Genomic DNA, 12027 nt, shown 5'->3' with positions numbered 1-12027 from the left:
TAACAATCTGTAACCCTATTAAACCGGCTGAGTAATCAGCCAATCATTAACTATTCAACGAAAAGGAAAGCAATGCATTCACTTGCGTATCAACACAATACCGGAATACACCCGGGAGCGATGATAAACCGCGCTCAAGCTAAAGCGGCGCCAGACCACGAAAAGATCCGCGATGCGGTCCGTGCATGGTCGTCGGCGCTGGACAATCAGGACGTCGTTTCGGCGCTGATCATCAACGAATACCGGGAGCAGGGCGGGACCGCCATCAGCTTTCCGGACGACATCAGCCGGGCGCGCCAGAAACTGTTTCGCTTCCTGGATAACCGTTTCGACTCTGAGCAGTACCGCGAGAACGTGCGCCAGTTGACGCCGGCAATCTTGGCCGTCCTGCCGCTGGAGTACCGCAACCGCCTGGCGCCACAGAACGACACGATGTCGCTGATCGCCTCCGCGATGAAAGAGTGTGCCGAAGCTAAACAGGCTGTCCTGCTGGACGCTCCAGAACATCAGAAGCTGAAAGAGGTAAGCGAGGGTATAGCTTCGCTGTTCCGCCTCATGCCTGAGCAGGCAGGCCCGCTGATGACGATGGTCACTTCGATGCTGGGGGTTATGTGAGAACTACAGAAATGGCGAAAGCCGGTCTGCGCGAACAGAACCGACTTTCTGGTGCAAAAACGAGAGTAGTTGCAGGAGGAATAATGGCAAAAAATCCACGCTATTACCATACCGCTGTACATAAAAACATAACCCGCGACCGCTTCATCCGCTCGGTTAACCCGATTGTGGCAGAGAAGATGCGCGCCATCCTGGAAGAGCTGAAACGTAAGGAGAGTGGCCGTGGGTAACGTATCCAATTTAGCCGAAGCCAGAGAGGCCAGAAGGCTCCAGAAACCGCGCACGAATGACGGTAAGGGGTTTGCCTTGCTGCACCGTAAAATTATGGATGTGCCGTTCTACAAGGACGCTGAGGCGGCTCATTTATGGGTTCACCTGCTCCTGCGTGCTAATCACGAACAGACACTGGTATCTACTGATGTTGGCGATGTGATCTGCGAGCGCGGAGAGTTCATTACCGGTCGAAACACACTGGCAATGGAAACGGGTTTGACCGCTGATCGCGTTAAATCACTTCTCCGTAAATTCCAGAATCTGGGCATGATCACCACCAAATCGAACAACCGTTTTACTGTTCTAAAAGTGGTCAAATATGACGAATATCAGTCAAATTTTTGTCCAGCCGATGTCCAGCCGGTGTCCAGCGCAAACGCAGTTATATCAATGCCTGTGGAGGTGGAGTGTCCAGCCGATGTCCAGCCAGTGTCCACAGATAACAATATATTAAATAACTTACTACCTAACGGTAGTAAGTATGTCGCAAATGACCAGAAACCCGCTGAAGAGAAAAAGTCCCGTTTGTCATGCGATGAAGTATGGCAATGCCTGAAAGACGAACTGCCTGAAGCCCGGGGATGGAGATGCCTCACTGATGAGCGACGCAATCTGATCCGCACCTTCTGGGGTAAGGCTAACAAGATTGCCCGCAACCTGGACGGCAAGCCGATGGATATGGATGGGTTCAGAAGTTATCTGCGTTACATCGCTCAGAACTGCCGCTGGATGCTTGAAGACCGACCAGACCAGAAATCCGGGAAGACCTGGCGCCGCATGAAATTCGATAAGTTCCTGACCGAAAAGCTCTACATCGAAGTGCGCGAGGGGGATCGTGATGACCGCTGATTTCATGGCTGTACCACAAAACCTCGAAGCAGAGCAGAGCGTTATCGGTGGCCTGCTGCTGGATGATGACAACAGCGAGCGAGTCCAGAAGGTTCTGGCGATGCTCAAGCCTGAGTCGTTCTACAGCCGACCTCACCAGCTGATCTTTGCCGAGATGCGCCAGATGTTCCGCGACAACAAGCCAGTCGATGGTCTGACATTGTTCGACGCGCTCGAAGGCAAAGGGCTCGCGGAACAGGTAGGTGGCTTTGCATACCTGGCGGAGATCGCCAAGAACACTCCCAGCGCTGCAAACATCGTGGCATACGCAGCATCAGTCCGGGAAGCCGCAATGGAGCGCTACGGTATAAACCGACTGACCGAAGCTACCGAGCTGCTGTACTCCCGCAACGGCATGAGTGCTACGCAGAAGTACGAGGCCATTCAGGGTATTTTCACCCAACTCGCAGACCATTCTAAAACCGGTAGTCGCCGTGGGTTGCGGTCGTTTGGCGAGGTTATGGATGACTGGGTAGCGGATCTGGAGAAACGGTTTGACCCTTCAGGCGAACAGCGCGGCATGAGTACAGGTATCCCATCCCTCGACAGACTGCTGGCGCCGAAAGGTCTGGTTAAAGGCTCTCTGTTCGTGATTGGCGCAAGGCCAAAGATGGGCAAGACAACCCTGTACGGGCAGATGGCGATAAACTGCGCGGTTCGTGAGAAAAAGCCAGCGCTGATGTTCAGCCTCGAAATGCCTGGCGACCAGATCCTCGAAAAACTGGTTGGTCAGAAGTCTGGAGTTAACCCGAGCATTTTTTACATGCCAGCCACGGAAGACGCCGATGACCAGTACCAGGGCGACTACGACGGCGACTTTAAGAAGGCGATCGCTACAGCAGGGCGATTGAGTGAAATCGACATGCTGTACATCGACGACACCCCAGGCCTGTCACTGGCGCACATCGTTACCGAAAGCCGTCGAATTAAGCGTGAGAAAGGCTGCGTAGGCATGATTCTGGTTGACTACCTGACTCTGATGACCGCCGAAAAGGCAGACCGTAATGACCTGGCCTACGGGATGATCACTAAAGGGTTGAAGAACCTCGCCAAAGAGCTTGGCTGCGTCGTCGTGCTGCTGACTCAGCTCAACCGCGAACTGGAGAAGCGAGTGAATAAACGCCCGTTACCGAGCGATTCCCGCGACACAGGACAGATTGAGCAGGACTGCGACTACTGGGTTGGCATCCACCGTGAAGGTGCTTTCGATGAGAGCGTGCCACCAGGCGAAACCGAGCTAATCCTGCGGCTTAACCGCCATGGCAGTACCGGCACGGTTTATTGCAATCAGATCAACGGTGCAATTTACGACACAGACCAGCAGGCCGCCGCCGCAGAACGCCGCGGGCGTGAGCAACAGCCGAAAAAGAAGGGGGGATTCTGATGACTGGAAGAGAAGCTATCGAGTGGTATCTGGAAGGTTACGGCTCATTCACTGCGGAGCTGGTATGCGAAGCAACCGGAGTGTCCCGCTCTCAGGTGCTGGCAGCATCGTTCAAGATGCGGCAGAACGGCGAGATCGTCCTTCGCGAACGTAACTGGCGCACCAATGTTTACGTGGCCGCCGAAGACGACGAAGGGAAACCGATCAACCGCGACGGCGAGAACACAATTTTCCAGGAGTGCCGCAACAGTCCGGCGATGAGAAGGGTATTGATGGTTTGGGGGAGGGTAGGGGTATGAAACAGAAATTTATCGAGTGGTTTACCAAGAACAACAACGGCTGCTCGCCAGCGATGGAAGACGACATAAGCTTTGTGTACGAGATGACGCAGCACATGTTCGAAGCGTACCAGGCTGGCGTGGCTGAAGGTGAAGCCAAGTGCGCGGCGCTGGCATCGCTCGAAGCGGAGCCTGTGGCGTGGCTGCTGTCAGGCGGCGGAGCTAAAAACCACGTCAGCTTAGATAGTGGCAATGCTTATGCCGACCCGCTGCGAGAAGTAACGCCGCTTTACACCGCCCCGCCAGCGCCGGTATCTGTGCCCGCTGCGATGGAAATGGATGATGACTTTGACAGCGCGTTTGAACACGGAAAAGCTGTCGGCTGGAACGCCTATCGCGCAGCCATGCTTCAGTCGTTCGGTAATTCCGAACAACTCAACTCTCCGGTGATTCCGGATGGTTGGGTGGCTTGCGTTGAGCGGATGCCTTCCGCAGGGGAACAAGTGTTGGCGTACCGTCCAGACGCGCCGGAAAGTAATGATCCATTAATCAAGATGGCAACGTACGTTGGCGGGTCAGCACACGGACACGGCTTTGATTGCTACTGCAAGCCAACCCACTGGATGCCGCTGCCAGCAGCACCGCAGCAGGAGGCATGATGTACGACAAATATACTCTCAATCGCTGCGACGCAATGGAGTGGCTGGCTGAGCATTACCCAGTCTTTCCAGACAAGATGCCAGATGTGCCCCTAAAGGCTGACTGGTGTAGTGCCAACCTGTTTATGGGGTGGGGTTTCGTGATTTTGCTCGATGGCACCCTGGTGTTTGCTGACTGCCTATCGCCTCCAATCCGGGCGGAAGACATGGCAGGCTTCAAATTGCCCGATTTGGTGTAACTGCCATACAAGCGATATGGGAATCCCCATATCGACAGCCAGGGCCTCTCCGGAGGCCTTTTTCTCGCGTTGATTTTGTTGAATCAACCAGCCATAATCATGTCATCGGAGCCTGAACAACTCCGGTGACTTCTGCGCATTTAAGGGGACTTAAATGCGACCACAATCTGAACTCCTCACCTTGTCACAGATGCAGAAATGCACCTGCGAATTTCTGCATTCTGCGTTACCTCTCGGAGGTGGCGTATGAAACAGCACTACTGCATCGTTAACGACACCGTTAAAGAGAACCTCATCGCGTACATTCGCACCCTGCAGGTAAACCCTCGCGCACCGATGGTAGTCGAGGCCAGGGAAGAGACCCGCACCGACAAGCAAAACCGCCTTATGTGGCCGCTACTGAAAGACCTGTCTGACCAGGTAGTCTGGCACGGCGAAAAGCTGACCCGCGAAGAATGGAAGGACCTAATCACAGTTCTGGTGAATCAGACTCAGGACCAGGAGCAGAAGTCCGCGCCGGGCATCAACGGCGGCCGCGTATATTTCGGCGTCCGCACATCCAAATCCAGCAAACGCTACATGGTCGACGTCATTGAGGCGATTTACTGGTTCGGAACCGACCGCGGTGTGAAGTTCTCCGAAGCATCCAGTAAGCGCATCGCCTGGGCGCAAGAGTGGAGGACTTCCCGTGGGTAATCCTCTCGCACGCGTCATCACCAACGAAATCTTCCGCGTTCCAGCGCGCCGCCAGCGTAAGCCTGCGGTTAAGCCGTCTGATATCCCGACCCTGAAAGACTACACCGCCCGCCTGGTGGATCAGAAATGGCTGCGTCTCGCGGCAAGGAGGAAATCCGCATGAGCATGTATCAACGCATTAATGGCGCTGACTGGCGCAATATCTTCGTCGTCGGGGATCTGCATGGGTGCTACACGCTGCTGATGAATGAGCTCGAAAAAGTTTCGTTCGACCCGGCACATGATTTGCTGATCTCGGTTGGCGACCTTGTTGACCGCGGCGCGGAAAACGTCGAGTGCCTGGAGCTGATCACTATGCCGTGGTTCCGGGCTGTGCGCGGAAACCATGAGCAGATGATGATTGATGGGCTATCGGAGTATGGGAACGTCAATCACTGGTTGGCAAATGGTGGCGGCTGGTTCTTCAATCTCGACTATGACAAAGAAGTGCTGGCTAAGGCTCTGGTTCACAAAGCAGCTGATCTGCCACTCGTCATCGAGCTGGTTACCGCTGAGCGTAAAATCGTTATCTGCCACGCTGACTACCCGCATAACGAATATGCGTTCGATAAGCCCGTCCCGAAAGATATGGTCATCTGGAATCGTGAGAGGGTTAGCGACGCTCAGGACGGCATTGTCTCGCCGATATCCGGTGCTGATCTGTTTATCTTCGGGCACACCCCAGCGCGCCAGCCCCTGAAGTATGCCAACCAGATGTACATCGATACCGGTGCCGTGTTCTGCGGAAACCTCACGCTGGTACAGGTTCAAGGTGGTGCCCATGCGTAAACCATCCCGCCGTAAGTGCAAAGTATGCGGTGAATACTTCGTGCCGAAATTCCACGACATCCGGATCCGCTGGTGTAGCCCGGAACATGGCGCAATCCTCGCGATGGAAGAACGCGAGAAGGAGAGGGTTAAGGCCGCGGCGAAACGCATCAAGGAACGCAAAGAGAAAGAGCGCGCGGAACGCCGGGATCTGAAAGCGAGAAAGGTGGCACTAAAAACTAAACCGCAGTGGAGGGCTGAAGCGCAGGCGGCTTTCAACCGGTACGTCCGCCTGAGGGATGCTGGTAAGCCGTGCATCAGCTGCGGCAGGCTGCCGGAGCAGAAGTTTGGCGGAACCATGGATTGCGGCCACTACCGTACCCGCGGCGCAGCGGCGCATCTCGCTTTCAACCTTCACAATACCGCAGCCCAGTGTGTCTATTGCAACCAGGATCGGGACGGCGCGCAAAAGGCATTTGAACAGGGCCTTATTGAGCGCATCGGTGCCGAAAAAGTTGAGGCGATAAACAACGATAACTCCGTCCGCCGATTCGACATTCCATACCTGCAGCGAATCAAATCCATTTTCACCCGTAAAGCCCGCGCGCTGGAAAAACGCCGCGCCCGCCGACAGGAGGCAGCATGAGCACAGAAACTGAAATTGAACTGGGCAAGATTGTCGCGTTCCCGACGAAGAATAACGACCTACAGGACGGGCTGGTTATTCAGCGCGAAGGGCAGAAGGTTATGTGCCTGCACTCCACTGTTTGGGTGAATGAAAAAGACCGGACTTTACGCTGCCGGAAGTGCGAAACGTTGATCGAGCCTTTTGACTTCCTTATGACGCTCTGCGACCAGGAGTCTCGCTACATGGAGAACGTGAAATATCTCCGCCGCGAGGAAAAGCAGCGCCGCCAGAACATCGAAAAGCTCATTCAGATTGAGAAGAACGCCAAGTCCCGCATACGCCGCGCCGGGGATAAGTCACCACTTCCTCTCTGGCAGAACGAGAGGGTGGACGAATGACACGTGACCAGATTATCCGCTACCAGGCAGAAAGCGTTAAGCGCGCCAGCCTACCGCCAGTAGCAAAGCACAGCCAGACCAAAACCAACCAGCCACAGAAGGAAGCCGCATAATGAAACTGGAATTAACCAACGACCAGCATCAATGGGTAGACCAGTGGCTCCAGTTGTGGGGCGCATGGTGCCAGACCGGCAAGATTGATAAAGCGATGATCAACATGATTGCCAGATTCATGGCTACCGTCGAGCCCCAGCAAGCATCACGACCGGTATGTAGTGATGATGACGGGATGCTCATTGATGCTGTCATTCGCCACTACCTGAAGAATGTGGATGAAAATGCCTGGCGGGTTATCTTCGCCTACTATGTCTGCAACTCCAGCGAGATCCGAATTGCATCATGGCAGCATGCAGTAAGTAAGCCTCGCCTTATGAAGACGCGTGGCGGCAATCAGTACAAACACCCAAGCATCTCGACAATCCGTAGAGAGGTGAAGCAAATCATCAATGCTTCATTGTTCTGTTTATACCAACCGCTTCAAAATGCGTTTAACGATCGCGAAAATGTGAGGAAAATTGCAAATAAATCACACAACGTGCTTGCAATTTAATGAACAAATGAGCAAACTAATTCGTATATGTTGCCATTGTTGTGTGTGACATGAATGAATACCAAGCCTCGCCATCGTGCGGGGCTTTTTATTTGCCTGTAGCTCAGAGGAAAGAGCAACCGCCTTCTAAGCGGTTGGTCGCTGGTTCGAATCCAGCCAGGCGAGCCAAACCCAGCCAGGGTATTTACGGCCAGAGAGCCGACATTGCCTTACCCTCACATTGCCAGCCTGTCGCTGGCTTTTTTATTTGCGGTGCCCGGTCATTGCTTCCGTGCATCCTTCCACTCTACACAAACAGCACCCCGTTCTTTCGGAGGTGATATGGCTAAACGTATGCAAGATAAAGAAAGCATTGCCGGGGTGTCATGGCTGATTGTCCTTGCTCTGTCATGCTGGGGCGGCCTTGTCCGATACCTTATTGACGTTAAGCAGAACAAAGCCACCTGGAGTTGGATCAACGCGCTGGCGCAAATTGCAGTGTCCGGCTTTACCGGACTCATTGGTGGCCTGATCAGCGTTGAAAGCGGGCTTAGCCTTTACATGATTCTGGTTACGTCTGGTATCAGCGGGGCGATGGGCTCCGTAGCACTGACGTACTTCTGGGAGCGCCTGACGGGGATGAAGAATGCAAACCAGTGATAAAGGCATTGCCCTGATAAAAGAGTTTGAGGGCTGCAAGCTCACCGCCTACCCGGACAGCGTCGGAGTCTGGACGATCGGTTATGGCTGGACTCAGCCCGTCGACGGCAAACCAATCCGCGCCGGGATGACGATTAAGCAGGAAACCGCAGAGCGCCTGCTGAAGACCGGGCTGGTCAGCTACGAATGCGACGTGTCTCGCCTGGTTAAGGTGGGGCTGACTCAAGGGCAGTTCGATGCTCTGGTGTCGTTCACGTATAACCTCGGCGCCCGGTCACTGTCGACATCGACTCTCCTGCGAAAACTCAACGCCGGTGATTACGCTGGTGCTGCCGATGAGTTCCTGCGCTGGAATAAAGCTGGTGGCAAGGTCCTGAATGGGCTGGCCCGTCGGCGTGAGGCGGAGCGCGCTCTGTTCCTGTCGTGATTGGCGCACTGGTTAAACGTTACTGGTTGCAGTTGCTGGTTATAGCGGTAATCGTCGTGCTGGCGCTCTTCGTGAACCACTACCGCGACAACGCCATCACCTACAAAGACCAGCGCGATAAAGCAACGGTCAGGGCAGACACATCAGAGGCGATCACCAACAACGTGATCACCACGATGAACATCATCCGTGACATCTCACAGGCTACCCAGAATGCAAAGAACGAACTGGCTAAAAAAGGCGAGACGCGCATTGTCTACATCAGGCAGGCGCTTGAAGGCGATCCGTGCGCTAACCAGCTTGTTCCTTCTGCCGCTGCTGACAGCCTGCGGGAATACGCAGACAGTTTACGTTCCGGCCCCGGTGGTTCCGATAAGCGCTGACCTGACAGCTGACACGCCGATCCCCGGAATAACGGTTCCGTTCACGTGGCAGGCAAGTCTGGAGTTAAACGCTCAGCTCTATACGGCGCTGGGGCAGTGCAATCTGGATAAGGCGGCAATCCGCAAAATCGAATCCTCCCGACAAGGAAAGAATGCTCAACCCCAATAAGGCGGTGATCATTATCTTGCTGACGGGTAAGCCGTAAGTGGCTAAGCACTTCTGAGAAGCAGGGCAACAGCTGCGACAAGGCAAAGAGGTAATCATGTCCGACATCTACCAAATCACGCTAACCACCCAAACAGGCGAAACCTTCACGGGCAAGATGTCACGACGCCAGCCAGAGCTGGTTAACGGCTTTGTGCCGCTGGCGACCGAGACGGGCGAGTGGCTTTACTTCGCTCCGGCCGATGTGAAGCGCGTGCAGTTTACGCCGGTACCGGCAGAGCAAACCGAACAGCCAGCAGAACAAGCAACGGAGTAAGTCATGGCGATTAGCAAAGAGCTTGAAGTTCAAAGGCTGGTTATCTTAGGTGCTGTTTCAACGCTGGGTGAGGAGATCCGAAGCGAAATCTTCGACCTGAAGGAGCAGATTATAAAACTGTGCAGCAATGCCAGCGAGAAAGAGTATGCGATGACAGCCTTATCTCTCGCAGCGATCGAACAACAGAAAGAAATGCCGGAGTAACCCATGGTTAACGATGACGAGCGCAGGCCATATCCGCCAGTTAACTTCATCGCCTCCGACAACTGGCAGCCATACACCAGGCTGATTCCTGCAAACGAAGTTCATGAGTGGATAAACCGCCAAATCCTGAGCGATACCGGCAGCATCCATAACCCTGACCACGAACACCTGTTAGAGGCTGATCTCTGCTTCATGTGGGCGTCTGACTCATTCGCGAAGAAAGGGCGTTACGTTCTCGGTCAGGCCGAGCAGGTAATGCTCCGCGCTGGTGGTTGGCAGAAAGCCAGAATGGAACAGCAGATGTATGAATGGTTCGGGCGCATCCCGAAGTTCATCATCACGCTTGCAGCCGATTACTGCTCACAATGCAGTGACCTCGAGTTCTGCGCACTGGTAGAGCATGAGCTTTACCATATCGCCCAGGCCACCGATGATTTCGGCGCGCCAAAGTTCAACAAAGAGACCGGGCAGCCAGTGCTTACACTGCGTGGCCACGACGTCGAAGAATTCACAGGTGTCGTACGTCGATACGGTGCCAGCAAAGAAGTACAGGAGCTCGTTGATGCGGCCAATTCGCCAGCAGAAGTGGCTCACATCGATATAGCCAGGTCATGCGGGACGTGCATGCTAAAGCTGGCGTAACGCTTTATTCAGATTGTCATGGAGGTAGCCTGTGGCAGCATTATCGACAGAGGTTAAAGCCTTCATCGTTCAGTCACTCGCCTGCTACGAGACCCCAGTAAAAGTCATTGAGCTTGTAAAGGCTGAATACGGCATTGATGTCTCACGACAGCAGGTGTCGCAATATACGCCAGGCAACGCAATGGCGGCCAAGTTGAGCCAGAAGTGGATTGACCTTTTCAACGCCACCCGTAAACGATTCCAGAATGAGATCGCCGACATACCGATCGCGAACAAAGCGTACCGGTTACGCGTTCTCGACCGAATGGCGACCAATGCTGAAAAGATGAAGAACTACGGCATGACCTCTCAACTTATCGAGCAGGCCGCCAAAGAAATGGGCGATGCCTACACTAATCGCCAGAAAGTCGAGCATACGAGCCCTGATGGCAGCATGACGCCGCAACCGACCATCATCCAGCTACTACCCGTTGAGCCGAAAGCATGAGTAACGCCGTTCAACTGCCGATCCCAGCAAAGCTTGCACCACTGTTCACCGCCGTGAATAAGCGTTACCGGTGCTCTCACGGTGGACGAGGCAGCGCCAAGACGCGCACCTTTGCTCTGATGACTGCCGTAAAGGCGTATCAGTCGATGATGAACGGTGAAAGCGGCGTGGTGCTCTGCGCGCGTGAGTTCATGAACTCGCTGGAAGAGTCGAGCATGCAGGAGGTGAAACAGGCGATCCTGTCTGTTCCCTGGCTGGCCGCCAACTTTGATATCGGCGAGAAGTACATCCGCACCATCGACAAGAGCGTTAGCTACGTGTTCTGCGGTCTCCGGCATAACCTCGACAGCATCAAGTCGAAAGCTCGCATCCTGCTTTGCTGGGTAGATGAGGCTGAATCAGTCAGCGAAATAGCCTGGCAGAAGCTGAGCCCGACCGTTCGTGAGGAAGGTTCAGAGATTTGGGTGACGTGGAACCCGGAGCGCGACGGTAGCGCCACGGACAAGCGTTTCCGCAAAGAGGCTGGCGACGACTGCATCACCGTTGAGATGAACTACACGGATAACCCGTGGTTCCCTGACGTGCTGGAAGGTGAGCGACAGAACGATCAGCGACGCCTCGACCCGGCGACATACGCATGGGTGTGGGAAGGCGCTTACCTCGAAAACTCCGATAAGCAGGTGCTGGCCGGGAAATACCGGATCGCTGAGTTCTCGGAAAACCTCTGGAAAGAAGCTGAGCGCCTGTTCTTCGGCGCAGACTTCGGTTTCGCCAAAGACCCTAACACGCTGGTGCGCTCGTTCATCCTGCATAACCGGCTTTACATCGAGTATGAGGCGTACGGTCAGCAGACAGAGCTCGACCACATGCCAGAGCTGTATGACACAATTCCCGGATCTCGTGACTGGCCAATTAAGGCCGACTCGGCACGACCTGAGACAATAAGCTATCTCAAGCGACAGGGGTTCAACATCTCTGCTGCCGAGAAATGGCAGGGTAGCGTTGAGGACGGGATCGCCCATCTTCGCGGCTTCGACGAAATCATTATCCATCCCCGCTGCAAGAACGTGGCGCGTGAGGCTCGCATGTGGTCGTACAAAACGGACCGCATTACTGGCGAGGTTTTGCCTAAACTCGCCGACGGCTATGAACACTGCTGGGACGGTATTCGCTACAGCCTCGACGGACATATCAAGCGTAAGGGGCAGATGGCCGGAATGATGATCCCCAAAAGGTTGCGTTAAAAATTAAAGATTCACCAAGAATTGACGTTATTTATTAATGATGT

23 protein-coding genes and 1 tRNA gene are annotated in these 12027 nt (G+C 54.4%); all 24 read left to right on the top strand.

The window, feature by feature from the left end; translation table 11 throughout:
* Window positions 1-72: 72 nt before the first annotated feature.
* Complete coding sequence (locus ACOTX2_RS03900; protein ID WP_063843732.1) at window positions 73-615, top strand: toxin YdaT domain-containing protein; 543 nt, start codon at window positions 73-75, stop codon at window positions 613-615.
* Between the two features lie 83 nt (window positions 616-698).
* On the top strand, window positions 699-845 hold the full coding sequence (locus ACOTX2_RS03895) for a hypothetical protein (RefSeq protein ID WP_015571544.1): 147 nt from the start codon (window positions 699-701) through the stop codon (window positions 843-845).
* The gene (locus ACOTX2_RS03890; protein ID WP_045618179.1) at window positions 838-1737 is read left to right on the top strand and encodes a hypothetical protein; all 900 of its coding nucleotides are present in this window, start codon (window positions 838-840) and stop codon (window positions 1735-1737) included. The genes ACOTX2_RS03895 and ACOTX2_RS03890 overlap by 8 nt, the downstream gene beginning before the upstream one ends.
* Window positions 1727-3160 (top strand): DnaB-like helicase C-terminal domain-containing protein, encoded by a 1434-nt coding sequence (locus ACOTX2_RS03885; RefSeq protein ID WP_063843733.1) that lies wholly within the window; start codon window positions 1727-1729, stop codon window positions 3158-3160. Before ACOTX2_RS03890 ends, ACOTX2_RS03885 begins: the two co-directional genes overlap by 11 nt.
* Window positions 3160-3459, top strand: coding sequence for a hypothetical protein (locus tag ACOTX2_RS03880; RefSeq protein WP_063843734.1), 300 nt, complete (start codon window positions 3160-3162; stop codon window positions 3457-3459). Before ACOTX2_RS03885 ends, ACOTX2_RS03880 begins: the two co-directional genes overlap by 1 nt.
* Entirely contained in the window at window positions 3456-4097 is a 642-nt protein-coding gene (locus ACOTX2_RS03875; protein ID WP_180240226.1) for a DUF551 domain-containing protein, read from the top strand. The genes ACOTX2_RS03880 and ACOTX2_RS03875 overlap by 4 nt, the downstream gene beginning before the upstream one ends.
* Window positions 4094-4336, top strand: coding sequence for a hypothetical protein (locus ACOTX2_RS03870; protein WP_125387033.1), 243 nt, complete (start codon window positions 4094-4096; stop codon window positions 4334-4336). The genes ACOTX2_RS03875 and ACOTX2_RS03870 overlap by 4 nt, the downstream gene beginning before the upstream one ends.
* Window positions 4337-4582: 246 nt before the next feature.
* Window positions 4583-5032: a recombination protein NinB gene (locus tag ACOTX2_RS03865; protein WP_063843735.1), complete on the top strand. Its 450-nt coding sequence runs from the start codon at window positions 4583-4585 to the stop codon at window positions 5030-5032.
* A complete protein-coding gene (locus ACOTX2_RS03860; RefSeq protein WP_063843736.1) occupies window positions 5025-5195 on the top strand; it encodes a NinE family protein in 171 nt (56 codons plus the stop codon). The genes ACOTX2_RS03865 and ACOTX2_RS03860 overlap by 8 nt, the downstream gene beginning before the upstream one ends.
* Entirely contained in the window at window positions 5192-5860 is a 669-nt protein-coding gene (locus ACOTX2_RS03855; RefSeq protein WP_063843737.1) for a serine/threonine protein phosphatase, read from the top strand. The genes ACOTX2_RS03860 and ACOTX2_RS03855 overlap by 4 nt, the downstream gene beginning before the upstream one ends.
* On the top strand, window positions 5853-6485 hold the full coding sequence (locus ACOTX2_RS03850; RefSeq protein WP_063843738.1) for a recombination protein NinG: 633 nt from the start codon (window positions 5853-5855) through the stop codon (window positions 6483-6485). The genes ACOTX2_RS03855 and ACOTX2_RS03850 overlap by 8 nt, the downstream gene beginning before the upstream one ends.
* On the top strand, window positions 6482-6865 hold the full coding sequence (locus ACOTX2_RS03845) for a hypothetical protein (protein ID WP_058650881.1): 384 nt from the start codon (window positions 6482-6484) through the stop codon (window positions 6863-6865). Before ACOTX2_RS03850 ends, ACOTX2_RS03845 begins: the two co-directional genes overlap by 4 nt.
* Entirely contained in the window at window positions 6862-6978 is a 117-nt protein-coding gene (locus ACOTX2_RS03840; protein WP_139154657.1) for a hypothetical protein, read from the top strand. The genes ACOTX2_RS03845 and ACOTX2_RS03840 overlap by 4 nt, the downstream gene beginning before the upstream one ends.
* On the top strand, window positions 6978-7475 hold the full coding sequence (locus tag ACOTX2_RS03835; RefSeq protein WP_032180574.1) for an antiterminator Q family protein: 498 nt from the start codon (window positions 6978-6980) through the stop codon (window positions 7473-7475). Before ACOTX2_RS03840 ends, ACOTX2_RS03835 begins: the two co-directional genes overlap by 1 nt.
* Window positions 7476-7567: 92 nt before the next feature.
* A tRNA-Arg gene (locus ACOTX2_RS03830) sits at window positions 7568-7643 on the top strand.
* 165 nt (window positions 7644-7808) lie between these two features.
* A complete protein-coding gene (locus ACOTX2_RS03825; RefSeq protein WP_122008274.1) occupies window positions 7809-8114 on the top strand; it encodes a phage holin family protein in 306 nt (101 codons plus the stop codon).
* Window positions 8101-8541, top strand: a complete 441-nt coding sequence (locus ACOTX2_RS03820; RefSeq protein ID WP_059444867.1) for a lysozyme — start codon at window positions 8101-8103, stop codon at window positions 8539-8541. Before ACOTX2_RS03825 ends, ACOTX2_RS03820 begins: the two co-directional genes overlap by 14 nt.
* Entirely contained in the window at window positions 8538-8924 is a 387-nt protein-coding gene (locus ACOTX2_RS03815) for a DUF2570 domain-containing protein (RefSeq protein WP_059444866.1), read from the top strand. The genes ACOTX2_RS03820 and ACOTX2_RS03815 overlap by 4 nt, the downstream gene beginning before the upstream one ends.
* Window positions 8905-9093, top strand: a complete 189-nt coding sequence (lysC, locus tag ACOTX2_RS03810) for an Rz1-like lysis system protein LysC (RefSeq protein WP_080400681.1) — start codon at window positions 8905-8907, stop codon at window positions 9091-9093. The genes ACOTX2_RS03815 and lysC overlap by 20 nt, the downstream gene beginning before the upstream one ends.
* Before the next feature lie 94 nt (window positions 9094-9187).
* Complete coding sequence (locus ACOTX2_RS03805) at window positions 9188-9406, top strand: hypothetical protein (protein ID WP_059444865.1); 219 nt, start codon at window positions 9188-9190, stop codon at window positions 9404-9406.
* Between the two features lie 3 nt (window positions 9407-9409).
* Entirely contained in the window at window positions 9410-9610 is a 201-nt protein-coding gene (locus tag ACOTX2_RS03800; protein WP_059444864.1) for a hypothetical protein, read from the top strand.
* 3 nt (window positions 9611-9613) lie between these two features.
* Window positions 9614-10252: a putative metallopeptidase gene (locus ACOTX2_RS03795; RefSeq protein WP_059444863.1), complete on the top strand. Its 639-nt coding sequence runs from the start codon at window positions 9614-9616 to the stop codon at window positions 10250-10252.
* A gap of 31 nt (window positions 10253-10283) precedes the next feature.
* A complete protein-coding gene (locus ACOTX2_RS03790; RefSeq protein ID WP_023300389.1) occupies window positions 10284-10739 on the top strand; it encodes a DUF2280 domain-containing protein in 456 nt (151 codons plus the stop codon).
* The gene (locus ACOTX2_RS03785) at window positions 10736-11983 is read left to right on the top strand and encodes a PBSX family phage terminase large subunit (RefSeq protein WP_059444862.1); all 1248 of its coding nucleotides are present in this window, start codon (window positions 10736-10738) and stop codon (window positions 11981-11983) included. Before ACOTX2_RS03790 ends, ACOTX2_RS03785 begins: the two co-directional genes overlap by 4 nt.
* The last annotated feature ends 44 nt before the right edge of the window (window positions 11984-12027 follow it).

It is taken from the genome of Enterobacter cloacae complex sp. IR5412 (genome assembly GCF_049237385.1).
Classification (GTDB): domain Bacteria; phylum Pseudomonadota; class Gammaproteobacteria; order Enterobacterales; family Enterobacteriaceae; genus Enterobacter; species Enterobacter intestinihominis.
This window is presented reverse-complemented; position numbering and strand designations above follow the sequence as displayed.